The organism is Pseudomonas putida (assembly GCF_025905425.1).
GTDB classification, from domain to species: domain Bacteria; phylum Pseudomonadota; class Gammaproteobacteria; order Pseudomonadales; family Pseudomonadaceae; genus Aquipseudomonas; species Aquipseudomonas putida_AF.
This window is the reverse complement of record NZ_CP109603.1, coordinates 3,526,889-3,551,083: the sequence shown is the minus strand read 5'-3', so window position 1 is coordinate 3,551,083 and position 24,195 is coordinate 3,526,889. Positions and strand designations below refer to the sequence as shown.

Sequence of the window (24,195 nt, the reverse complement as noted above, 5' to 3'; positions counted from 1 at the left end):
AACCCGCGATGTTCGATGCCTGTCACGGCCTGCTGGCGGGGTTGTCTGTTTCTGCGTCGCTCAGGCCAACTTCATCGACCAGCGCTTTCTCCACGCGGCGCATGTGCCGTGCCAGCGCTTGGCGCCGTAACCGCCGTTGCTGTGGGGGCAACCCGGTATTCTCCAGTGCGTCGCAGGCGGCCATCAACGCGGTTGCCTCCAGCAGGCGCGCGGCGCTGAGGATCTTGTGCGCCTGGTCGGCAACTGCTGCCCCGTCTTCCGGGGGCAGGCCCATCAAGATCACGAGGTCGGTACGCAGGCTCTGGTGCAAGGCCGCCAGGAAACGCGAGCGGTCGTTCGGGTCCTGGCCGACGATTGCGCCCAGGCCATTCAGGTCGAACGGTTTACGCCGCCACGGCTGCCGGCCCTGCGGGTCGATGCCGGCCAGGCGCTGGCTGAGTGTACTCAGGCTGATGGGTTTGAGCAGGCAGTCATCCATGCCGGCATCCAGGCACTTGCGCATGACCTCGGGTTGCGCGTTGGCGGTGTAGCCGAGGATGGTGCAGCGCGGTCGCCCGTGTTGCCGTTCTTCGGCACGCACGGCGCTGGCCAGCTGATAGCCGTTCATGTGCGGCATGTTGCAGTCGAGAACCACGACATCGAAGGTGCCTGCACGCCACGTGCTCAAACCTTCACGGCCATCCCTGGCGCAGGTGTGGCCCAGGCCCAGGTAGCCAAGCTGCTGCGCCATTAACTGCAGGTTGGCTGGATGGTCGTCGATCACCAGTACGTTCAGGCGTGGATCGGGCACTTTGACGTTCTCGATGACCGGGGCCTCGGCAGAGGCGGCGCTGACAGGCTGTAAGGGCATTCTCAGGCGAACCTGGGTGCCGACATCTTCCAGGCTCTTGATCGTCAGGGTGCCGCCCATCATTTCGCACAGGCTCCGGCAGATAGCCAGGCCAAGGCCGGTACCCGCGCGGGCGCCCTGGCTGTGCGGGTTGGCCTGGATGAACGGGTGGAACAGACGTTGCAGGTCATCGGCGTGAATGCCGATGCCGCTGTCACGCACTTCCAGCTCCAGGGTCGGGGCGGGGGAGGTGGCGTCTTCCTGCAGACAAACGCAGATGCGTACCTGGCCATGCTCGGTAAACTTGATGGCGTTGCTGACAAGATTGGACAGCACCTGCTTGAAGCGCAGCGGATCGAGCAATGCGTGGCAGCGGGCCGACGGCTCGATGATCACCTCCAGGGCCAGGCCTTTCTGCCGCGCCTGGCCATCGAAGATACGGCCCACCGACTCGACCAATGCCGCCAGGTCGACCGGCTCCGGCGCGAGTGACAGGTGCCCGGATTCGATGCGCACAATGTCGAGGATATCGCCCATCAACCCCAGCAGGTCTTTGGCCGAATGATGGGCCAGCTCAAGGGCCGAGCGGTCCACCCGTCCCTGGTCGGCGCGTTTGACGGCAAGCTCCAGCATGCCGATGACCGCAATGAGTAGATGGTTTTGTAGAAAGAATTTCGCAGAGAATTACGTCATTCCCGGTGCTTTGGCCAAGAGGTATGATTAGCTACGTGCGCCACTATATGGAAGAAGAGAAATGGCATTCTGGAAGTTTGGAAATAAGAAAAGCAAAGAAAATGACGTCAAAAAAACAGCAATTGAAGCTGGGTCTTTTATAATCGACCTTCAATTAAAGGCTTCGGGCGGAACGCCCGGATTTGAAGAGTTATTCCATAGCCCATTCGTCAGAGGGTATTTCATCGGGGTTTTTTCCGGCGCAATGCAAGCCTTCAAAATCGAAGGCTATGGAGACGATGTGAAGACAATGGCATTTCTTGTTGGAGGCCATGTCGCACTTATAGGTGAAAAGCATGGACTATCCTTTGCCATGGATTCATTGAACTATCAAGGAAATAAGGACTATGACTTGGGCAACCGGCTGGGAGGACAAGAGCTGATTGGTTTCTTGAACCGAGAAATTACTGTCCCCAGACAGTTAATGGACTATATAAAAGGGAATTAATTGGAGCATTTCAAGTGTCAAAAAACCGCCTCGCGGCGGTTTAAGGCTTAGTTTAATAACAACAAAAAACACAAGCTACATTCAGGTTAGCATTTCAATTTCCAATAGCAAGCCGATTTATAAAAATAAGTGATAGCATGTTATATATAACAAAAAATCACAGCAATGATAAAAAACAAAAGCAACATCGCAGGCCTTACTTTAATTGAAACGTTGATTTGGTTCGCCATATTCGCAGCAGTAATAGCTGGCGTATTCGCCCTTTATTCAAACTCACGCAACGCAAGTAATGCGTCTACTGTAAACAAAGAACTATCCACTATCTTCTCTCAGACCGAACAGTTATTCGCAAGTGAGGATACCGCAGACTTAAATAGGGCGCTTGCTCTGAAAATGGGAGTTTTTCCTAAGAGTGTTAAGGTAAGCTCGGCGGGAGTCATTAGCAACGTCTTTGGCGGAACCATTAATATAACTGGGCAAACGCCAAGCGGCTTCACCGTAACCTATACAAACGTGCCAAGTGGGGAAGTATGCTCTAACATTGTTAGATCACAAAAAGCAGTTGGCTGGGATACTGTAAAAGGTAAAGCTGAAGCTACATTTGATGAAAAATATAGCATAACTCAAGTGGGAGCAGTCTGTGGTGATAATGGTGGAGCATCAACCAGTCTCGAGTTTGTTAGATTAGGCTCGAACACTTAATGCTCAGTGAACGCAAATAAAGCCCTGGATTGGGCTTTTTTGTTGTCTGGCATTTGTCTCGCGTAATGGGAAGAGAGTTAGTCGATACCCTCTGCTCCCTGTCATGCCCCGGAATTCAAATGTTCGTGATGACGCTGATTCAATATTGGTAATGATATAATAAAACAATAACACTTAATTAAAATGAACAAGCACCCCCAAAAAAACGCCCCTATCATTGATACTTCATTACATGCAGGAATGAGTTTTGATGACTTATTTCCTGTTGCTAAGCCAGAAAAAGACAAGGCAATGATGGAACATGAAGCATTTCATACAAATAATAAACCTAACGCTGATGAAGTGCAGTGGCAATCTAAGGCGAAGGCATCAACCAATATTGCAAATTCGGACGCTTTTGACGCACTGATGAAGGCAGCAGACATTGAGTCGGACCTGCTATCGAATAAGGCAAAGTCCAAGAATAGAAATAATTCATACAAACGCTGAAAGATTGTTGGGCCATGGCCGCTCAGCCGCTCACCTGCCTAACCTCCCAAGCAAAGCCGCCGTGAAAGCGGCTATTATCATAAGACTAAAGTAGCATAGCTCCATACGCTATATGAATTTTATTTGCGCCGTGTTGATAAAACAGCTACGGCGTTTTTGCGGAAATTAGAGGATTGATGAGCACGTTCCTTGCCCAGACACTCCCCCTGCTGGGCTATTATCCCTGATATAGTAAAAGTCCGGTATTTTACTGCCACGTCATTCTCCCTGTCATTGTAAAATTGACAGCTCCCCAGGTCACGTATAGTATTTTGGCGAAAATGGAGTGCAGTGCAATGGATAGAGCAAGCGATTACGAAAGTGCGGTAATTCAGGTAAATAGCTCCATCCGTGAGTTAGAAAGAGTAATCCTCACCGACCGAATTGAAGGGGTTAAGATTTTAGAGTTTTTTCTTTCTTTCAATCCTTCAATATTTAACCAAGATGATTTGAGCATCAAAATAGATGCGTGGCGACTGTTGAATGGGCATTGTAAGGTTCATGCACACCTGATTATCGAGCAAAGCATAACCTTTGATATTCCCATCTGGAAAACCTACAGGGAAAAAATTCAAAAGGTAATAGACCGTAGAAGGGAGATTTTTGGAGCTTAGTCGAGAATATTGGATTAGGAGGGGAATATCCGTCCAGAAACCTCCCCTACTGGGCTATTATCCCTGATATAGTAAAAGTGCAACTTTTGTCCGCGACTAAATTTTGTCCGGCTTGCCAAGCTCATACCACTTTGTTCTTCCTATGCCTAATTTCTCCCAAGGTTTGGCCTTAGAAATAGTCTGGCGCTCTGTGTTAACTCCGTTTATCTTTCTGTAATAGTAGGTTCGTTTCGGTATCCCTTCTTCCTCCCAAGGTTTATCCCCTGTGTAAATCACGTTTCCTTTGCTTTTGGCTCTTGATTGCTTAGCTCGCTCGCTTTTCAGTTCGTTGAGCCTTTCAATTGAAAAGTGCTGAGTGATGAAGCGATACACGCTGTCGGCAATGGTCCTAACCTCGTTCATGCCTAACGGGCACTCAAATGTGTTGAACATCATCGCTTGGTCAAGGATCTCGGCATGTAACTCGACCTGGTGGAACCTGTGCCAATTCGAATAGGCCCATAAGCGTAGCGTTTCGAACAAGGTGCAGTTTCTTCCAGATGCGAATCCGTCCTCTACGTTCTTCTTTTTCTTCGCCTCCCTCTGCTGCCTAACAAGGTCTTTATCTACAAACTCATTAAGATAATCTAAGTCATACGGCTCATCTTCAAAGGAGAAAACTTTATAGGCGGCTGAATTGAACGGGTTTTTTGTCAGTAATCCGTTATAGTTCATATCTGCGCCGATTCTCACAGCAAGCCCATGCTCAACATCCGAACAATATTTAATAGGCTTTAAAAGCCCTCTAACGTCTGTTTTAACAGATGTATTGAGGATGTAGGTTAGGTGAGAGCGGCCGTTGTCTAAGTTTCTGACTATCAAGTGCGGAGCTGGCAATCCTTTATCCGACCAGTCCAGCACGCTCATTTCACTATCCAAATCAAATATCATGAAATATTTGTGAGTCAGCGAATTGGGTTGAAGGTAGATGGATTTTATAGCTGAACTTACTGTGCCAACTTGCTTTCCGAATAAGTAGTTGTTTGTATGGTAGGGCTTTTTAGGAAGTTTCGACCTGTATACTTCAAGCGTATTTTCGAGCGTTAATTGGCTGCAGTGCATTTTCTCCTCTATTATTTTTATTATCAGGAGAAAAATTCGAGACTGGCTCTTGCTACATCAACTTTAAATGGTATATTGAATATACAAAGTGTTGAGCGTAGAAATTGTTAAGGTTGGTCGCCCCGGAATTTCTACTCCTTTATAAGCAAGATAACATTTACCCCTTAAAGTGCAAATTTTAAGGGGTTTTGTTTTATGATTCAGATTGAATTAGTCTGTTTTGGATGCAAGGGCTTTATCAACAGCGGCTTTGAGTTTTAAAAGTGCGCCTTTATCTGCTTTACAAATAACGTTCAGTAGGTAAGCACGCATTTCTTCTTCGGTCGGTTCTGTCTTTGTCTCCACAAAGAAGTCACGAACCTGGACCTTCAAAACACGGGCGAATGTCTCAAGCGCATCAAGGCTTGGCGTCCGGTCGCCCGTCTCCAATCGACTGATGGTCTTCGGATCGAAGCCTGTCAGCTCGCCGAACTCGGCCTGTGTCAGACCTGCCTGCTTCCGGTAGTGACGTAGCGCCTTACCGATGTCTGTTCGTGCCATGAGAAATCCCTTGAAGAATCAATCACTTAACGACACGGGAGCGGCCTTTAAAACGCCCTCATAAGTCACCTTTTGATTTTGTACTTCTAATAATGTGACCTTTTAGGTAGAGTTTTTACGCCTGCCGATCAACGGCCGGCGTCTGGGACAGGAGAAAAGGCAGATGAAACAGGTAGTTATGGCGCTGGTGCTGGGGTGTGGGGCGGCTGGAATGGTTGGGTGCGCAGAGATGCAGCAACAGGCCGGATCGCTCCTGGGACAACCGACCCAGCCGCAGCAAGTCGCTATGGAAGGTGGCCAGCCGGTGCAGTCGTTGGGTGGTGGTCAGTCGAGCCAAGGCACGGTGCAGAACGCCGTAGCTCAGGAAGGGTCGTCTATGGCGTCGGACATGGCGAAGGAAGCATCCAGCACGCTGAAAAATGAGGTGAGTTCGTCCATCCGCTCCGCCATCCGTGGTGCTTTCAGCCGCTGATAAATAAGAAGCCCCTCATGGGGGCTTTTTTGCTGGGGTGCTGATAAATGAAGCAAGACGAAAATGGGCTATATGTAGCTAATGATGGTTCAAAGCATAGAACCGACTATCACGCTTTTAAGCATGATGAAGAGGCTTATAGAGCAGCATTAAATCATGGACTTAAACCGGCTGACTTGAACGGGAAGCTGGCGCAGATTGTAACGCTACTCTTCTTTTTCTTTGCAGGAATATTTTTTTGGGATAACAAATCCTACTTTTCAGCTTTGCTAATGGTCCCGATAGGTTTGACTGCAATGATGCTTGTGGATTGGTGCCTTAAGCGCATCCATCCTTTTTTGAGATTTTTGATACTACTTTTTTGTGTGTGGTTCGCTCTATACGCTGGCAATGGTGGGTGGTGGCGATGAAAATTTTTATTGTGCTACTGGGGTTAGGCTTGGCAAGCCAAAGCTATGCAGCCTGCCAAGATAGATATTATTACTATCGACCAGCTCTAAGTATGACGAATATCAAAGGCTGGCAAGTCTACGATGACAAAGGCTTTATAGGGAGTCGAGAACATTCCGACATTGAGCGAATGGTCAATGAATGTGGTTCCCCTGCCAATGGCAGTAAATATAACGTTCAAACAATAGTGAACATAGTGGTTCCAGCTAATTTCTATCAGCTTAGAAAACCACTGTTTGGCTATCCAAATATTCGTCTTCCCAACGGTGTTAACGGTGGGCAAGGAGTGTATCTGGACATACGACAGCGGCCAGGGTTTTCCAGTATTCAGGCCCAGCATTCCGGCGAAGTGCGAAAGAATGGCAGCGTGGGGCTGGTGCAAGTCTATTTGGTTCGTGATGGCCTGGACGATTTGAAAAACCCTGAATGGTTTTATAAAAACCACTCCTACCTAACGGGGAAGGGATATAGCTACACCACATTTAAATAAACTTGCTTTTAGTTAAGCAAAAGTTACGATAATGAAAAAGGTATATACAATGAAAAAAATCGCTATAACAATATTCGCTCTGTGTGCTTTCGCCACCTCGGGAGCATTTGCCGAAAGTAATGGGAGCGGGAACCCGAACAATGCAGGAGGTAGCGTTGTAAAAATCACAAAACCACCTTATTTTGTTTGGAAAGACGGCAAGCTGATAAGAAACCCGCAAGCTCAGAATTAAAAATATTTCCAATACATAGATGTAATTGAAAGGCGCCTCACTCTACAGGTAGAGGTGCTTTTTTATGAGGCACTATCAATATATTCGTAAATGGTATTTTTTCAGCGTTGCACTCACTTGAAAAGTTAGGGTGGTAAGTGTTAGCATGTGAAAAAGGATATATATAATGATGACATCTCTAAAAGCTTTGAGAAACAAATACAAAGAAGAAGCACACCCGAAAGCAATGTTTGAACAGACTCGAGAGGAGCTAAAACAAATGGTGCTCAAGAACGCCGCCGCCAAAAAGAAATAATCAGGGTTTAAGTATGCTCATAGCAGAAGGAGTTACATTGACGTAGAGATTCTTTTGTTTTTTTTGCGTGATACAATTTACGTATACGCAAATAATTAAAAAATGAAAAACCTGAAATATTTCCTTCCTGTATTTTTACTTTTCTTACTCCCTCACGCTTCTGCAGATGGTGGTTTTTGGTGGATTACCTGCACCAAAACGGCTGCTTGCCCAACTGGACAGACGGGGCTGATTACCTATCAAGCAACGGTTAACGGCAATGCATTCAACTGCAACTCTGGCGGTATTTACTGGGGGAACCCTGTAAGTAATACATGCAAAGTAGTAGCACCTGTATACCAATCCACAAAAACTGAGAGTAAATCGCTCAGTTGCCCGGCAGCGCAACCAAGCGGGACATGGACGCAAAGCAGAACCTACGAGCTATGGTCTGATGGGAGCAAAAAGAACTATTCATCTTGGAAGGATGTTAAAAAGACATGTGCAGCCGTAAAGCAGAGCACTCAGACCGAGAATAGGAATGTGGCTTGTGCAATTGGAGAGACTGGATCAATCCAACAGAAACGGACCTATGAGGTTTGGAGCGATGCCACTAAAAGAAATTATTCTGGCTGGGTGAATGTTTCCAGCACTTGCAAGCCTATCCCCTCTGAGACAATCGAAACAAAGGATGGTGTTCAGGAGGAAAGCTGCGATTCTTATTATGGAGTTGCGCAAGGAACCTATTCAGGGACAGTATATAAGCACGGAACTTACACAACGACATACAGCGCTACTGCAAAAACAACCGACACTAAATTTCAATTTGAGATCACGAACGTAGATTTTGAGTCATGCGTCGCACAAATCACTGACGTTATACAAGAGACAGATGAGTTAGCATGCGCAGCGGGGCAGACAGGGAGCATTCAACGATACAGGATTAAAGCAACAAATTCCCAAGGTCAAATCAGCTACCCTTACGGGAGTCAGTGGGTAGTTAGCAATAATAACTGTGCTTCTATTCAGGTCGATAATCAGCCTACGGTTGATGCAGGTGCTACACCTAATGGTTTATTAAGCAATATCTCTGTTACCTCGTCCAGCCTGCAAAATGGAGAATCATTCTCCAAGTATCTCAATAGCCTTGCTACATCCAATTGGGCTGCAAATGAACGCCATAAACTCACCGTAAACATAGACGACATGAGTAGTGGTGCATATAGTCCTGCTAAGATTGGCGCGTTGATTGCTAAGTTTCAGTCAGTAGTTGGCACTGAGAATGCTGAGGTGGAGATTTCTCTACCAATAGCAATAGATAAATATTTGGGCGCTGGAGAGATCACAGCTGCCGCTGTGGCAGCAAAATCAGTGATTTTGAAAGACGTAACGTTCGATGGCACATCTGCTATAGTTAATTATTACAAGGTGAGTGATTTGCAGACGAGGCCACCAACCAAGAAAAGCACGGTTATTAGCGTAATTCCAATTGGCTTGGGACTTACTGGCATAACTTCCAGTCGTTAAGTATTCAATCCGAAAATCCACCTTATAGGTGGTTTTTCATTATCTTGGCCTGATGATCTTTCGTCGTATCTCCTTTGCAGACGGTAGGTCTGGGATTCTTTTACCATATAAGTCAATTTGCCCTAACTGTGCGTCTACATTGGCTTCTGCCTCTTTTGTAAATTGTTTATCTTCTGATTCGTCATTTTCTACTACTCGCTCATAAGCTTTTCTCGCTCGCTCCAGATATTTTTCCTGAATATCTTGGCGTCGAGCGGCGAACGTTTCTTCAATCCAGCTTGTGATGCCATCTATCAAATCAGAAAGATTGGTTCTGAATAGCTTTAATTCGGCTTTTATCTTGGCATGGGCTACAAGATCTCTATCATGTTTTACACGATCCTTATCTATAACGTCCTTGTAATGCTCTGATTTGCGACGGTAAGCGTCTGCCTGCTCGTATTCCTCTGCTGTGGCCTCCATAGCCATCCTGTGGCGCTCCGTGGCATCTTCCGCCTTGCTGAGCTGAGTGGCGACATATCGTTTAGCCTTCTGTGTGTATTCTTGGGCTTTCTGTGCATTCTCCTTTGCCTGCCCAGCCTCCTGCTTCGCCAACTGGGCTTTTCTAACAGCCTCGTCTCTTTGTTCCTTGGCGAGTGTGTAGAGGTTAAAGGCACGTTCCGATTTTGGTTTTTTTGCCTCTCCGTTGATGTAGCGGAGTGTGTTCATGTGCCCCTCGGTCTTTTCGTGTTTTTTTGCATAGTAAGGGGTGTTTTTCAATAGTCTATTATTTGTATAGGCATAAAACATATCCTGCAAATACCCAAACAGTAATTGAGACTCCAAAAAATCAGGCTTCTCGCCAATCAGTTCTGTTCCTGGGCGATGCTTTTTCAGATAGGAATTAACTTGATTGATCTGCGTTTCGCGCAGGTCGTAACGCCCGGTTTTACTGTTCTTTGTTGAAATGAATAAATGCGGATGGTCGCTATGATCTTTTAGATCAACGTCTTCATCACCGTGCAAAACAATGAAGTGAATAGGGTATTCAGGAAACACCTGCTGGTAAAAATCTTTGATTAAGTCAATTCGACCTGCTGCGCTAACCCCTGAAACTTCATTTTTAGAAGGAAACTTGAAAAAAGCTTCTTGAATAACAGCCTGATTTTTCTTGATGAGTGGATTAGGGCCAAGCTCAATCTCGTTATGGCAGTCGAGAAACTGCTTTGCAGTGTCGAGCTTCTGGCTTTTACGCTTAATATCGAATTGATCAAGGTCGGACAACAGCTGTTCAGTGTCAGCGGTGCCTGATACGTTCAGGATATTCTGAAAGGCAAGAATGCTTCCTTCGTCCGTTTCTTTTTTACTGGCATTTTTGACTTTATTTTTGAGCTTTGTGCGCGCTTCCAATAATTCGGCCCTGTTGTTCTTAACCAGTGCTGGCGCTTCCGATTCATTGGTTATTTTCGCAAGAAGAGATTCCCTTTGTTCTTTCGGATAGTCGTTTAATTTTATCGTGCCGATTTCTGGTAGCCAGATTAAATTTAAATGAGATTGTTCATCGAACCATTCCAGCTTCTTGGGCTGGCTTGCGGGAATGCGCAGAGAGTGGCGCAGGCTCTTGAACAATTGACGGCGACCGCCATGTCCATTTGTTGATTTTTTCTTGATTTCATTCGTGTAGTTCAAGGTTTTGAAAATCATCGAAGTTATTTTTTTGCCATTCATTTTGTCCTCATGTTGATAGTTAATTTTTAAGTCCACACTGTTTTTGCTTCTGCCCTTCCGGCCAGGAACCCGTGCTTACTACCGCAAGCGAAGCGTCTTAACGAAGTTAAGTGTGGTGGTAAGCCCAACGGGTTAAAAGAAGCCCTACTTAAATATTAGCATTTGGATCAATGCTTTTGCTCTTAGCCGGATTTGTCCGGCTGGCCCTGACTTGTTAGGGCCTGCTTTTGGTGCTGGATTTGTCCAGCGCCGTCACGCATAGCGTGATGGTGGAAAAATGCACGTAGAGACCCTATGCAACCCCACAGAGATGTGGCATAAGACGGAAATAGGGAATCACGGGTGGTGCGCATGAAAAAGCTCGAAAAAAGCACTCTGTGCTATTTAGCTGGATGCATGACTGTTGGAGTGCTGTTCTCGTTTGGAGTATCACAGTTTCTATGGTTGATTAGTGCAGACAACAGAATAGAATCCTACGCTAACGTTGTGCTAAACCATGCGGAAACGGTTGCAGAAAACCTTACCGCTGCACTTGATGAACTAAACAAAGCATCTGAACAATCTTGCGGACCGTCAGACCTGGACGCTCTAAAAAGAGTCACCTATGAATATCGCTTTGTAAAAGATGCTGGACGAATCGAAAATAAAACCATTAACTGCTCTGCTATGTGGGGGTTAATCCCCTCATTTCGATTGGTTGGTGATGGTAGAGTTACCAGAAACAATGTTCAACTTTGGGGTGGCGTTTCAAGTTATTTCCCCAGCTCAGTAAAAATTGATATTTCAGCAAAAGGAAACTCATTCGTTGTTACATCACCCACCGCATTTGCACCTTTTGAATCTCCGTCAGTGGAATTAAATTCATCTATTGTATCTCGTGATGGTAAAACCATCATGCGCACATTCGGTGATTCTCATCAAGGTAATATGCTAACCAGCGCATTCGCAAGGCTGTGTTCTGAAAAATACGACATCTGTGTTAGCTCGAATATTCAAGCCAATATTTTCATGGCCAATAAACCTGGCCTTCTCTTGTTTATTGCATTGATTGGGTGCTCATTGGGCTTGTTAGTTTTCTATGCTGCCCACCAATACCGAAGGGTTAGGGATTCACTTTCCTACCGTTTGAAATATGCCATTAAAAACGGATTAATATCAACTGCATATCAGCCGATTGTTCATGGCATTAATGGCAAGGTTTCCGGTTTCGAGGTTTTGGCACGTTGGCATGATAGGAAATTCGGCTCAGTCCCTCCAAATGTTTTTATCCAAAAGGCAGAGGATCTTGGTCTGCAAGAAAATCTGAGTAAACTCATTGTTAATAAAGCATTGGAAGAATGCTCGAAAGGCTTGGCTTGCAATCCTGATATATATTTGAGCTTTAATATTGAAACCAAAGACCTTTTAGGTGGTGATCTTGTTAGGCATATCTCAGATACAGCTAAAACCCACGGAGTATTAGCAAGTCAGATTGCAATTGAAATCCTTGAAGGTGCAACGGGTGAAATTAGTAAAATTGAAGAAAAAATTGAACATCTTCGACTGTGTGGCCATAAGGTATTAATTGATGATTTTGGCTCGGGCTATTCAAGTCTTTCTTATTTGGCAAAACTCAATGTTGACGTTATAAAAATTGATAAATCGTTCACGCAAGCTGCTGGAACAAACTCTCCGGCAGCAATAGTTCTGCAAAAAATTTACGAAATAGCAAAAGCCTTGGATACTCAAATTGTTTTTGAAGGTGTAGAAACGGAAACACAAAAAAAGGCAATTCTGGATTTTTGCCCTGACGCACTTGTTCAAGGATGGTTATTTAGCAAGGCATTGCCAATAAATGAACTTACAGAGAAAGTAAAATCACAAGCTGCTCGAGGCAAGGCAATGAACTTTGCGCATGATTGATTTTTATCAAAGCCCTAAAAGGTGCCCAATCTCTGATTGGGTGCGTTTTAGGGCTGATAGCGGTTCAGAGTCGAGTTTTATTTTCGGCAGTGTATCCGTCAGGGGTGACACTAATTCGGTCGATATGATTTCCTGAAAGATGAATATCTATAGCGAAATATTTTTTCTTTATTGGGGTAATTGAAACCCTAACGGCTTGACTAACGAGAAAATTGTTAATTTTAATTCGGCCGCTTTCAGTCAATAGCAGCTTGTAAATGTCCATCACGCTAATTGCTGACTTGGTTGCAAGGTGCATTGAGCTGATTCTAAGGCCGACTTCATGTTGTTTAGCTTTGAGTTGATCTAACTCTTCACTGACTTCCTCAATCCTGCTCAAAACGTATTTTTGGGCGGTTTCCGAAGCTTTTTCAAGAATGGCAAAATTACTTTCTAACGCTTGTCCTTTTTGAATGACGAGCCCTGTTAATTCTTCATGCTCTTTTTCGAGGGCTTTAATGTCGTTGGATTTGGCTATTATCTGATGGAATGGGATTAGGGCCTGATAGGCAAGAAATATCTCCTCAACCCTGGCATAACGGTATCGGACGCCTTTCCCCGGCTCGGCATAGGAACAGCGTCCAGCTAATGAGGCGGAACATACCAAATCAACATATTGACTTTTTTGTGCGTGATAACGAAAACCTGAACCACAAGCGCAAAAGACCAAGCCCCGAAGGATATTTTTAAATTCAGCAGCCTTCCGCCCTGCAAGTTTTGGATCTTGACGCTGACTTAGCTTTGCACCAATCCTATGGAAGTCTGATTCACTGATTACGGCGGGATAGTAATTTTTAATCTCTTTTTTAATCTGAACTGGCTTTCCTAAATCGTCCCATTCCATAGCGATGAATGAGCCATAGATTGCAGGTTGGCGAAGAACCTTACCTATCATGCTTTCGGTGTATTTTTTTGAAAAATTTAGCTTGTTAAGTTCTTGAGCGGTAGTTCTTGCACCCATTTCAAAACAAAGTTCTGTCGCTCGCTTGACGGCCTCTGCGTGCTCGTTCAACACAAATTCGCCATCAACATAGCTAATCCAGAAGGGACACCGCTTCGTGATTATCTGGCCGTTTTCACCCTTCAATAAGTTTCGGGCTTTGGCGTCTGAGATACGCTCTGACTTGTTACGGCTTTCATCGTTTGCCCTTTCCAGAATGTTCTGAATCAGGCTTATGTCAACGCTGCTATCTCGCTTCCGGCGAGAGTAGAGGCGGTTATCAAACAGGGTGTAAATTGCACAATCGGCTTGGATGATTGAGATTATTAGTTCAAGGGCGTCATAACCACCCATCCGGCTGATTCGGTCGAAGGATTCGACCAGCAGCAAGGCGTTGGGTAGGATCTCTTTGGCCTTGATCCGCTCCACGAACCGGGCCAACTGGCCGGATTTCAGATTCTTGCCCTTGAAGGCAGAAACGCCCAAATCCTCGTAGTGCTCGACCTGCCGAGCTTGTGGGTATTGGTCAAAAAACCGTTTGAGCTGGTCAAGCTGCCGCATCTCGCCAAACCCCAGCTTTTGGGCCTTGGATGAAAAACGGATGTAGCTATATACGTTGATGGTTTCGTCGCCCTGGAACACCTCCGCAAAGGCTCTGGGCAAGGGGTTTGCGCTGGTCATGGATGCTCTCAACCCTTCAAGGATACTGGATGCTACCATTTTCTACTAAAAACACTGGTCATTGCGTTCATCGGGGTGCGGATTTCATGGCTGATGGTCGCCAGGAATGTGCTCTTGGCACGGTTCGCATCCTCGGCTTGCTGCTTGGCCTGACGCAGCTGCAGGACCAGTTGGCGGCGCTCGCTGATATCGATCCAGCCGCCGATGATGCCTTGTACCTCGCCTAGCGAGTCGCGGTACGGCAGTATCCAGTGGTAGATGGTCATTTCCCGGCCTTTGACCCGCAGCGGTCGATCGATGATCAACGGGGTTCCTGCCGCCATGACCTTCAAGTAATCGGCCTGGATTTGCCGGGTATGCTCACCGTCAGCGAACAGGCTTTCTTCCAGGCGCTTGCCCATGACCTCATCGTGACAGGCCTGTACGGATTCCAGATAACTGTCGTTGCAGCTTTGCAGGCAACCCTCGCGATCACGCACATACATCGGGTGAGGTGTACCGTTGAGCAGCGCGCGCATGAACGCCAATTGGTCGCCCAAGGCCCGTTCGGCGCTTTGCCGCTGCCTGATCTGCAGGCGCAGGCGGGCATTCCAGATCAGTGCCAGCAGCAGCAGCGCCCCCGTACCTAGCAGCACCTGCCAGGCAAGCCGGCGAAAGTTTTGCCAAGTGCTGTCGTCATGCACGCCGTAGCCACGCCATCGGTTATTGATCACCCCCAGTTCTTCGGGCGAAATGCTCAACAGCGCCTTGTCGAGGATCGACACGAGCGTCTGCGACTGGCCGGCGGCTGCCATGGCGTAGCTGGCGGGCTCGCTGCCGACCGTGGTGCGTATGACCAGGTCGGGGTGGGCTGCCACCGCATGGTTGGCGTCGATCAAGGTGGTGATCACGGCATCGACGGCACCGCTTCTGAGGAGTGTCATGGAGTAGAAAGAGCTCTCGGTCTCGATCCAGCCAATGTGCGGATAGCGCGTGGCGAGCATGTCGTCCATCGCGCTGTATCGGGTAACTGCGATGCGTCGGTCTTTCAGTTGTTCCAGGGAGGCGAATTGCCCTTTATCCGCTCGGCTGACCAACACATAGGCACTCTCAAGGTACGGGCGGCTGATTTGCAGGGCCTGCTCGGCCATACCCTCGGTGGTGAGCGCCGCAATCACATCGGCCCGGCCGTCTTTGAGGCGGGCGATCATGTCGGCGATGCCGCTGGCGCGTTGCACCTCGAAACGCAGGCCGGTACGCAGGCGGATGAGCTCCAGCAAGTCAGCGGTGATACCCCTGAAATAGCCCGAACCATCGAAAAAGGACACAGGGGCAGCGGTATCGTCGATGGCCACGCGCATGACCGGGTGGTGTTGTAACCAAAATTCCTCAGCGTCCGTCAGTTGCAGCTTGCGGTCGGTCAGAAGCAGGTCGCTGCCTGCACTCCAGCGCTTGAAAATACTGGTGCGCAGCGCTGCGGGCTGGTTGTCGAGGATAGCGTTCACCAGCGCCATGAGCTGCGTGTCCTCCTGGCGCAGGGCGAAACTGAACCCAATGGCTTCGTGCTTGCTGAAATTGGCAATGCGCAGGCCAGGCAGGTGGCCGCGATTGAGCTGGTAGTGGGTGGAGATGGTATCGCCGATGAACACGTCGGCCTGGCCAAACGCAACGGCGTTCAAGGCTTGGGAAGAGGAACGGAAGGTCAGCAGTTGGGCCTTGGGGTAGACAATGGCGACCTCCTGTTTTGGCAGGTAATGGTAGAGCATGCCCAGCCGCATGTTCTCCAGGCCCATGTCCAGAGGCCGGCGTTCGTCTTCACGGGTGACAAGCACCGGCTGGTCAATGGCATAGGGGTGCGACAGTGCCAGGCCGGTTGTTGTGGCTTCATAGCCATTGGCACTGCCGAGCAGGTCGATGTCGCCGCGTTTGAGTGCCTCCACCGCCGTCTGCCGGCTGGAAAAACGCAGCACCCTTACAGGTAACTGCAAGGCAAGGCCGATGAGGTTGGCGTACTCGGCGGTGAGGCCTTGATAGTCGCGCCCGCCACTGGTGATGTCGAAGGGCGGGTAGTCGGGCGCAGAAGTACCCAGCACCAGTTCGTGACGGCCTTCGAGCCATTGACGTTGCGGGGGGGTGAGTGGAGGCTGTGCGGGCGTTGCCGGTGAACGCGCCAGCAGGGCATAGGCGCTGACCCCGTGGTGGTTGGCCTGTACCCCGCCGCTGACCAGTGCCAGGGCGAGTAGCAGTGGGGCGATATGGCGAGCCATGAAAGCCCTCAGACCAGTGCGTTGCGTTTGGCCATTTCAATCAGGTCCACCAAAGTCTCGACCTGGAGTTTGTGCATCAGGCGCTTCTTGTAGGTGCTCACAGTCTTGTTGCTGGGGAACATGCCTTTGGCGATTTCCTTGTTGCTTCGGCCTTGCACGAATAATTGCAGAACCATAAGTTCACGGTCATTGACCTGGCGGAAAAGTTGCAGGTCGGTATCTGCCGATTGATTGTGTTTGATTGCCTGGCTTGGGAAATAGTTGTAACCGGCAAGCACTGCCTTGATCGCACTGAGCAGTTCGCTCAGGTCTTCCTGTTTGCACACATAGCCCGCAGCGCCCGAGTGCATGCAGCGTACGGCGAACAACGCCGGGGACTGGGCGGTCAGCACCAGAACCTTCAGCGGCAGGGACATGGCCTGGAAGCGGGAAAGCACCTCCAGCCCGTCTAGCTTGGGGATGCTGATGTCGAGGATTTTCTAGACAAGGGCTATATCAGTGTCAATCCATGTCCGATCTTAACCCTCATCCATCAACACAACCCATAGCTCCCAGCCTTGCTACAGCCCCGACCAGTGGAGACAAAGGTGCGATTTTGAAGGGGAGTGAACAGAACAGGTCATGATGATTTCGCTATGCAAGATCTCAACACTCGGCCTCAGGATGTGAAGCTAAAACTGACCCTCCAGGCAACCCCATCCTTCTACATCACTGAGAAACCGAATCTGAAGAGGGCATCAAGAATGGAGGCTCGGCTATATTTGCTCATGCGCCCATGACTAGCCTCGACTAGTTGGTGAACGATGGAAAGAATCGCGGATGACCTATCGCATTGAACTTCTCTCATCCCAGGTCTCCAGCACGAATGCAGCGATGGTGTGCGCTGCATGAATGGCCAACCGCGCATGACGTGGTTTGAGCTTGTATGGACGCTTACCGGCCCCATGGGCGGAGCTCGCATGGGTGCGTAATGCGCCGATCCCATTCACGGTTGCCACGACACCAGTGACGATCTCTTGCAGGTCTCGCTCCTCCAAAATTGATGCGTCGAGACCTAAGTCGGCTCGCAGGATCTTCCATACGCCCTGAAGATCCTGCTTGGCCGGTAGGGCGAGATGGTCGTGCTCTTCGATATACACCTTGAATACGGATTCCAGGATGTTGCAAGCGGCGGACACGGCCTCACGCGGACTTGCTTCGATGTTCTTGATGGCACGTTCGAATTCAAAGTCGATTGCCTGGATATTTCGGCTCTTGATCAGATCCGCCAAGGTCTTTGTGGCTAGCCCTTTACCTTGGCTGAGCAGACCTCCAGGGGTGTAGATGAGGGCTGCACGCTCTAGGGCATCCTTGATCCTTCCGACTGCCGCTTTCTTTTCCTTGATAAGTGCTGGATGAAAGCTCAACGCTGGGTCGCCATCGCTATCTTCTTCTAAATATTTCTCGATGATGCGTCCGACGATGACCAGCGAGCCCGATCCACTCTCTTTGTTTATGCGGCGTAGCCACTCCAGCGCTTTGACCGGCTTGCTTCCTGCTGGGGGATCTCCAGGTGCGTTGGCGTACATGAACAGGCTGTCGAGGCTGGCATGTGTTTCGTACGTTGAGACCGCGTCAGCGATCGCCGATATCACGTAGGAGGGGATCACGAAATTTTCCATTTGCCGTCCCGGTTGGCTTCAAGGTTTGGCAAGTGTATCAGTGCCGTGCTCAGTGGTTTGCTGCCCTGTAGATGGCCGTTCAAGGGTCTTTAGGTAGCTGGCCGAACCGACGGACGCCCCCGTAACCGTCTGGTAAGGAGACAGGTACCCGTTTACTATGATGCCAATTTGGCATTGCCACTCAGTCCGCAGCTTTACTGCCTGTCCTGAGGGTGCGCCATTGGTAAACGGGAGGGAGCCCGCTGCCGGCGTTCAGGCGCGTCCGATCTCCTCCTGAGAAAAAAACCTGGTTGTCAGGCCCCAAGGTCTGATCAGCGTGAGCCGTAGCTTTGCACGGCCTGGTCGATTCGATGCGTGGAGCGAGATTTTGACGATTGCTGATGAAATATGCTTTGACGAGGAAGCTGACAAAGAGCTTCGAGATAGTCATTCCAAATCGCCCGATGTGTTTGCCTTCGATTGTGGACAACTTCCGTTTGATCTCATCGGGGATGCTCACTTCGAGTTGATTCTGGCAGACATCTACAGAAAGCAAGCCGGTGATAGGGGCTACGAGTGGTACGATGATGCGCGTCGGTTGAATGACGGAGCCGATCAGGGACGGGATGTCATTCTCTTTAAGAACTCGTTACCGGTCGGCGTCATTCAATGTAAGCGCGTTAAAGGAAATCTGCCCCGTGCTACGGTGATTGAGGAACTGTGCAAGTTTTTTCTCTATGCACACATTCGTCCAGAAATTGCGTCGCCCAAAGGGGAGTCGTTCCGTTACATTGTTGCTATGGCGGATGGTGCAGCAGGTGTCCTGACTGCATTTATGTTGAATGCAGGGCGCGAGCGGTTTGATGATCTCCGTAAAGAATTTGAGAAAAGGGCACTTGAAGCCAGGGATGGGTCAAAGACGTTATCCGAAGATCCTAAGTTAAAAGGTCTAACTGCAACTGAATTGTGCGATTTGGTGTGGCAGCGCATTGATCATCTTCACACTAATATGCACAAAAAAGATGACCTCTCTAATTTGGTCAATAAGTATCCCGACATAAAGAGGAAATACTTCAGGCTGGAGTCTGACTCGGAGGGCATTACCGAGGCGATCAAAAAGCTGCTTGAAAGCCGTGGCGTAGTTGTCGCGGCAGGGGAGGAACGATTTGTCTCAGCAGTAAGAACCGAATATTTAAGAAGTAGGCTAGGAGATTTCGGAGAGTTTAATTTAGCCCTCGTGCAGGGTAGTGATTTACTGACTTTCTTGCGTGCCATGCTGTCTCCGACAAATGGCACGCTCATGAGCAAGTTCGGGTCACGGCCTGTCATTGTCACAGGAGGCGCCGCGGCAGCCACGGTAGAGGATTGGAGCGCCATTGATGAGCTTGTTCAGGCCTATCCGTATCCTCTTGTATTGTGCTTGGGGTGCGGCGTTGTTGGCGGGGACAAGCTTCTGGAATGGAAATCTTCGGATGACATTTCATGGGTAGAACCAAGCTGGCTGCCTTCATCTACGCATTCCTTCAAGGCAGGATGGTGTTGGGTCAGTGTGCCGGGCGATGACTACCACAAGTGCTTTGTAGTGGTCGAGAATGAACCTGGTGGTGGACACGACCGCGGTAACCAGTCGCTAAGACTTGCTTTTGAAGACGTGATTGTCTGGCCGACACTCAGCAATGACTTCACCTCAGCAATTGAGGGTGGGCGCTCTCAGTTGCGCCGGGTGATGGCGTGCCAAAGCGAAGACAAGTCGAGGCGTCCAAATCTTGTGCTTTCTCCGCAGCATGTTGATTGTGTGAAGCAAATCTTGAAATCTGCGTCCGATTACTATGCGCAGCGCGCAACCTCGACCATCGGTATTGTGACGGCTAACAGCTCTCGGTTGGTCTTGTGTGACGCAAAACTCTGGAGCGCGACCGGCATCTTCCCTGCCATAGATGCCGAGTTCTCTACGCGTCCGACGCCCCTTTTGGTGAACCCCGCAGGACGAGTAATGCGGCGCAGCACCAACGGTGCTCTGACCTTTACGCTGGATTGGACTGGTGATCTGTCGTTGAAACACGTTGTCGCGCAACGGGTGATAGGTGGGAGAGTGATTGATGAGTTGTCGCCCGAGTCATTGGAGTTTCATGAGCTGTTCAACCGACACCCACCTGGCGGCGGCTATCTGCCACAAGTCAAGCAGGAACTGGATCGGCTGAGCGAACTGGTTGAATCTGAACAGCTGCCAGACAGCAGGAATTTTACCTACAGGGCCTGTTTTGGCATGCGGGCCGGACAAGACTTCTCTCCAGAGCGAATGTGCCTGTCCGGTGATGATGTGATGCGCTCAGTCCACGCCTTGAGTTTCTTGAATGTTCCAACTGAAAGCCAATGGTCTGTAGCAGCGGATAGGTACGGTCATATCCGCTATGATGATCCGGAACTTGGTGAAATTGCGCTAATGGCCTGGTCAAGTAACGACTATTCCATTAGAGATATGGAGGCTGACCTCTCGATGTGGGCGCGTCAGGCTTCGGTTCATCCAAATATGATTGCGTTCGTACAGGGGCGCGGCGTTATAAAACATGCAAAGCCGAGTAATTACGACTACCGGTTTACTACTCCCCAACCTGTGAGTCGCTCTATTACCGAAGCCACCGTCACCCGAAATGTTTATCTATTTAACCTTGGCGAAATTGAAAGCCTATATGATCAAGTAGATGACATGTCTCCAGAAGAATTCCTAGAGGACATTATGCAGCGTAGGAACCGAATCGATGGTAAATGAATTGATTGGTATCATCAATGATAGAGCCGCAGATGCTGGTTTTTCATTCGTTGCTGTTGAGAGGGTGATGACTAAGGACGATAGTCGATGGCCACAAGGAAAGACGCCAGGTCAACTAGGATGCTGGGAGTGCGGATTTGCATCAATTCTTTTAGTTGATCTCACTGAAGCTGACGAATCACAAGCGCCACGTCTTGCAAATATTGCGGAAAAGTACTTGGATGCACGGATTTTGCAGCGTGAAAAATCAGGCGCTGTAATTGATGGATATCTGGTTCTTGCGGTTTCGCCTGACAAAAAATTCAAATCATTCATCGCCGAGATTGAGCGAAATACGCTTTTTGTGCGCAAACATGCGGTTTTCTACAAGGACGACGAGTGGCGTCGCTGCGAAAAGATCACTCCGCTAGGACTGGCGAGGTCTGAGGCGGTTTCTGAGGTCACCGTATTTTCACCTGATGATAGCGGCGCAGTTGATCTTTTGGAGGCTCTTGCTAACACAACGAGTAAGGAGCTTGCGGATCTACACGGTAGAGAGTGGAATCTAAATGAATAATCTTCCAATACAATTCCTTTCCGTAGAGATCAGCAATTTCAGGGGTGTGCCTGGCAAACTAACGGTGCCTCTGAATGCTCCTTTGACAGTCATCTATGCTGCGAATGGTACTGGGAAAAGTACTATATGCTTTGCGCTGGAGTGGCTTCTAACGGGAGGGATTGAAGGCATTGATTCTAAAGATCACGCCTGTGAGTGGGGAGATGGCGAAACGAGTGTTTCGGCGCAATGTCTGATAGGCGGTGTTTCCCATGAACTAGTACGCAAGCGCAAAGGTCTCTGGTTATCAAAACAAGGCAGTAAGCCCGTCAAGATGACCGACGATAAGCTACTGGCCTTGCTTACACCGAGCACCATTTCTGGTAAGAGCGACGCCATTACCAAAAAGTCCAAGCGAGGCTGGTTGCGCAATAGTCGCTGGTTGTACTCAAACTCACTTTCACTGCTCATTGATAACAATCGCGCAACGGATCGGCAGCAGATATTTGCGGATATCCTGGGGTTTGGTCATCTTTCCAGTACGCTTCGCGAATTGAAAGACTACAAGAAAGCGCTGCCTAGCACAAAGGGGCTAACTGAAAATATTTTCCGGCTCAACGCTGATATTGAAAATACTCAGCGCAGTCTACAGCAGCATGCGCCGGGAAGAGCCAAAGCTCTTGCTAATCTAAAATTGCTTGCAGATAATTTTAACTTCGTGCTGAGTAGCGATAATTTCCCGCATGATGTTCGGGAAGCTAAACTGCGAGTGCAGATGTTTGAGCAGCGCACACAGTCTCGTTTCGAAGATTTGACTGAGCTGCAGAGTCAGTGGGAGCATTTCCATGGTTCGCTGAAGCAAGTTGATACGTTGCGCAGATCAATTTCCGATCTTTCTGAAGAGAGTTTGAAGCTCACAGAGCAACATAAGAAAGGTTCAGATGAGCTTGGTGCTGCTAATATAAAATATGATGAAGGTAAGCGTTCGGTTGAGTGGGCGAATGAAAAGCTTATAGGCTTAAAAAGTGCCAATTCCCTCATTGCGCTACCAAGCATAGCTCGGTATTTTTTGCAATCGCCTGTGACTCATGCTTCGCTTTCTTCAGTTTTTGCAGAGCTGAGCTGGGATAAAGGGAGGCAGGACTCGTGGCGCACTGCACTTGATTACCTTGAAAAGAATGTCGGGGAAGTCGACAAGCTTGTGCGCGAGCAGCGCCGTCTGGAGGAAAGTTATGTTTATCCTCCAAGTAATCTAGAGGAAGTTATTGCTGTTGATGGTCTGGCCAAGGAAGATGTCATTCGCCAAACCGCGAAATTCGATGCTTTGGCTGACACCTCTGAGCGTCTGAAGAATCTTGGGGTTGAGTTTCTTAGTGTCAATGAAACTCACATTTGTCCGCTCTGCACGCATGATTGGCCTAGTGCCGAGTTACTACGCACTAAAGTAAAATCAAAAGAGCTGATGTCTGCTGCTATCAAAGAGGCCCTGGAAGCTCTGGATAATGCTCGTGGCAGAGCCCAGCTGGCCGCCTTTGCGCTCGCCGAGGCAAAAGCGTTGCAACAGCTACATGAACAATCCGTCAAGCAAATAAATGCAGCGAAAGCAAAGCTCTCATCTTTTGAGGCTAAGACCAAGTATCTACAGGTCACTGGCGAACAAGATTTTTCCACGCTATCTCCTGCGAGGGTTCGGGATTTAAAGGAGCGCATTTTCGCTGCCATTGAGCTTCAAAAGATTTTTGATAATCTTCCAGATAGCGAAATCTTTTTCTCGCTCGTGCCAAAGGTTGATTTCAAGGGTCGTGTCGAGCAATTGATGGTTGCGCTCGAAAACTATGTTAGACATTACCAGAGGCAGGTTGATGAAGTCGGCCCCGAACGAATCCGCTTGGATCAACTTGTGAAGGGAGTTGCTGCAGCGATTAAAGTAAAATCGGGTCAGATGACAGGCTACTCAGCAAGTGTAACTGGCTTCACTACAGCCATTGACCGCTTTATGACTCTTTGGACAGGCGTGACCGATGGCGGTGAGGTTACCGAAGAAAAGTGGGTCGCTGCAATGAGTGCTGTGGAGCGAGAGCGCGTCCAAGTGACTGAGTTTAAGAAACTACTGGATGAGTGCGAAGCAGTAGTTAATGTCGATTCTGATGCTTCTGCGCTTAAGAAACTTACTGAGCAGTTGAGTTATTACCAATCGAAACTGGATATCGGCTCTCGGTATATCGTCGCGGCTGACCAAGCTATCGAGCAGTATGAAGCGCATGTAAAGGAGTTGACTTCCTCCAGTCTGGGCGCGCTTTTGGGCCCTGCAGGGGAGCTTTTCTCTCGAATGCACGCGAATGAGGTGTACCAGGGCTTAGGCGTATCTGAAGGGACTGAGCACTTACATTGGACAGCTTTTGCAGAAGACCATGAGATTGCGTTGGACGCTGAAAGCAAATTCAGCCAAGGTCAGCGCCAAGATCTAGCGCTGTCGCTTTACCTGGCCCGAGCTCGAAATACTGGTGGGAGCTTCTTCTTGGATGAGCCTATTGCCCACCTGGACGACCTCAATCGTGTGGCTATGTTGGACATTTTCCGACTTCTCGCTACCTCAAATCCGTCAATGAGCCTAGTTTTGACGACGGCAAGCGAGTCGTTGGCCCGGCACATGGCGCAGAAGTTTTCCAGTATCAACGATCGGCAGCTTCTTAACATGGTCTATCTTGAAGGGAATCCTCGTGCTGGAATACAGATCTCTGTGAACGGTAAGATTTCTGCTTCTGAGCTTGTATAAGTTGTAATAAGCTTTGGTCG

General features: G+C 48.7%; 20 protein-coding genes and 2 pseudogenes. 14 read left to right on the top strand and 8 right to left on the bottom strand.

Features of this window, described 5'->3' with window-relative positions; all coding sequences use genetic code 11:
- Positions 1 to 22: 22 nt before the first annotated feature.
- Positions 23 to 1,474: pseudogene (locus tag OGV19_RS15810) on the bottom strand (ATP-binding protein); the annotation flags it as partial.
- 109 nt (positions 1,475 to 1,583) lie between these two features.
- On the opposite strand from OGV19_RS15810, the gene OGV19_RS15805 reads away from it, so the two are divergent.
- The 4 genes from OGV19_RS15805 to OGV19_RS15790 all read left to right on the top strand — a co-directional run bounded on the left by OGV19_RS15805 (position 1,584) and on the right by OGV19_RS15790 (position 3,853).
- Positions 1,584 to 2,009, top strand: coding sequence for a hypothetical protein (locus tag OGV19_RS15805; RefSeq protein WP_264309615.1), 426 nt, complete (start codon positions 1,584 to 1,586; stop codon positions 2,007 to 2,009).
- Positions 2,010 to 2,174: 165 nt separating this feature from the next.
- Entirely contained in the window at positions 2,175 to 2,711 is a 537-nt protein-coding gene (locus tag OGV19_RS15800; RefSeq protein WP_264309614.1) for a type 4 pilus major pilin, read from the top strand.
- Between the two features lie 183 nt (positions 2,712 to 2,894).
- Complete coding sequence (locus OGV19_RS15795) at positions 2,895 to 3,200, top strand: hypothetical protein (protein ID WP_264309613.1); 306 nt, start codon at positions 2,895 to 2,897, stop codon at positions 3,198 to 3,200.
- A gap of 335 nt (positions 3,201 to 3,535) precedes the next feature.
- Positions 3,536 to 3,853: a hypothetical protein gene (locus OGV19_RS15790; protein WP_264309612.1), complete on the top strand. Its 318-nt coding sequence runs from the start codon at positions 3,536 to 3,538 to the stop codon at positions 3,851 to 3,853.
- 96 nt (positions 3,854 to 3,949) lie between these two features.
- On the opposite strand, the gene OGV19_RS15785 is transcribed toward OGV19_RS15790, so the two are convergent.
- Positions 3,950 to 4,954: a replication initiation protein gene (locus tag OGV19_RS15785; protein ID WP_264309611.1), complete on the bottom strand. Its 1,005-nt coding sequence runs from the start codon at positions 4,952 to 4,954 to the stop codon at positions 3,950 to 3,952.
- A gap of 210 nt (positions 4,955 to 5,164) precedes the next feature.
- A complete protein-coding gene (locus OGV19_RS15780; protein ID WP_264309610.1) occupies positions 5,165 to 5,494 on the bottom strand; it encodes a helix-turn-helix domain-containing protein in 330 nt (109 codons plus the stop codon).
- Between the two features lie 163 nt (positions 5,495 to 5,657).
- Between OGV19_RS15780 and OGV19_RS15775 the strand changes: the two genes are divergently transcribed.
- The 6 genes from OGV19_RS15775 (at position 5,658) to OGV19_RS15750 (ending at position 8,939) form a co-directional block, all read left to right on the top strand.
- Entirely contained in the window at positions 5,658 to 5,966 is a 309-nt protein-coding gene (locus tag OGV19_RS15775) for a hypothetical protein (RefSeq protein ID WP_264309609.1), read from the top strand.
- A gap of 47 nt (positions 5,967 to 6,013) precedes the next feature.
- Positions 6,014 to 6,376, top strand: coding sequence for a hypothetical protein (locus tag OGV19_RS15770; protein WP_264309608.1), 363 nt, complete (start codon positions 6,014 to 6,016; stop codon positions 6,374 to 6,376).
- A complete protein-coding gene (locus tag OGV19_RS15765; RefSeq protein WP_264309607.1) occupies positions 6,373 to 6,906 on the top strand; it encodes a hypothetical protein in 534 nt (177 codons plus the stop codon). The genes OGV19_RS15770 and OGV19_RS15765 overlap by 4 nt, the downstream gene beginning before the upstream one ends.
- A gap of 49 nt (positions 6,907 to 6,955) precedes the next feature.
- Positions 6,956 to 7,138 carry a hypothetical protein gene (locus OGV19_RS15760; protein WP_264309606.1) on the top strand — a complete coding sequence of 61 codons (183 nt, stop codon included), beginning with the start codon at positions 6,956 to 6,958 and terminating at the stop codon, positions 7,136 to 7,138.
- A gap of 166 nt (positions 7,139 to 7,304) precedes the next feature.
- Complete coding sequence (locus OGV19_RS15755) at positions 7,305 to 7,433, top strand: hypothetical protein (protein ID WP_264309605.1); 129 nt, start codon at positions 7,305 to 7,307, stop codon at positions 7,431 to 7,433.
- A 102-nt stretch (positions 7,434 to 7,535) separates the two neighbouring features.
- Complete coding sequence (locus OGV19_RS15750; RefSeq protein WP_264309604.1) at positions 7,536 to 8,939, top strand: C-type lectin-like domain-containing protein; 1,404 nt, start codon at positions 7,536 to 7,538, stop codon at positions 8,937 to 8,939.
- A 39-nt stretch (positions 8,940 to 8,978) separates the two neighbouring features.
- Here the strand turns inward: OGV19_RS15750 and OGV19_RS15745 are convergent, their stop codons facing one another.
- On the bottom strand, positions 8,979 to 10,646 hold the full coding sequence (locus OGV19_RS15745; protein ID WP_264309603.1) for a hypothetical protein: 1,668 nt from the start codon (positions 10,644 to 10,646) through the stop codon (positions 8,979 to 8,981).
- Positions 10,647 to 10,997: 351 nt separating this feature from the next.
- Here OGV19_RS15745 and OGV19_RS15740 point away from each other — a divergent pair, with 351 nt between their 5' ends.
- Entirely contained in the window at positions 10,998 to 12,548 is a 1,551-nt protein-coding gene (locus OGV19_RS15740) for an EAL domain-containing protein (protein ID WP_264309602.1), read from the top strand.
- Between the two features lie 64 nt (positions 12,549 to 12,612).
- On the opposite strand, the gene OGV19_RS15735 is transcribed toward OGV19_RS15740, so the two are convergent.
- The 4 genes and pseudogenes from OGV19_RS15735 to OGV19_RS15720 form a co-directional block, all read right to left on the bottom strand.
- Complete coding sequence (locus OGV19_RS15735; protein ID WP_264309601.1) at positions 12,613 to 14,208, bottom strand: recombinase family protein; 1,596 nt, start codon at positions 14,206 to 14,208, stop codon at positions 12,613 to 12,615.
- Between the two features lie 59 nt (positions 14,209 to 14,267).
- Positions 14,268 to 16,454: pseudogene (locus OGV19_RS15730) on the bottom strand (transporter substrate-binding domain-containing protein); the annotation flags it as partial.
- 8 nt (positions 16,455 to 16,462) lie between these two features.
- Positions 16,463 to 16,930: a response regulator transcription factor gene (locus OGV19_RS15725; RefSeq protein ID WP_264313951.1), complete on the bottom strand. Its 468-nt coding sequence runs from the start codon at positions 16,928 to 16,930 to the stop codon at positions 16,463 to 16,465.
- 348 nt (positions 16,931 to 17,278) lie between these two features.
- A complete protein-coding gene (locus OGV19_RS15720; RefSeq protein ID WP_264309600.1) occupies positions 17,279 to 18,115 on the bottom strand; it encodes an abortive infection family protein in 837 nt (278 codons plus the stop codon).
- 316 nt (positions 18,116 to 18,431) lie between these two features.
- Here OGV19_RS15720 and OGV19_RS15715 point away from each other — a divergent pair, with 316 nt between their 5' ends.
- From OGV19_RS15715 to OGV19_RS15705, 3 genes are read left to right on the top strand one after another with little or no spacing between them, the layout of a single operon-like run.
- Entirely contained in the window at positions 18,432 to 20,864 is a 2,433-nt protein-coding gene (locus OGV19_RS15715) for an ABC-three component system protein (protein WP_264309599.1), read from the top strand.
- Positions 20,854 to 21,420 carry a hypothetical protein gene (locus tag OGV19_RS15710; protein WP_264309598.1) on the top strand — a complete coding sequence of 189 codons (567 nt, stop codon included), beginning with the start codon at positions 20,854 to 20,856 and terminating at the stop codon, positions 21,418 to 21,420. Before OGV19_RS15715 ends, OGV19_RS15710 begins: the two co-directional genes overlap by 11 nt.
- Positions 21,413 to 24,175, top strand: a complete 2,763-nt coding sequence (locus OGV19_RS15705; protein ID WP_264309597.1) for an AAA family ATPase — start codon at positions 21,413 to 21,415, stop codon at positions 24,173 to 24,175. The genes OGV19_RS15710 and OGV19_RS15705 overlap by 8 nt, the downstream gene beginning before the upstream one ends.
- Positions 24,176 to 24,195 lie beyond the last annotated feature (20 nt).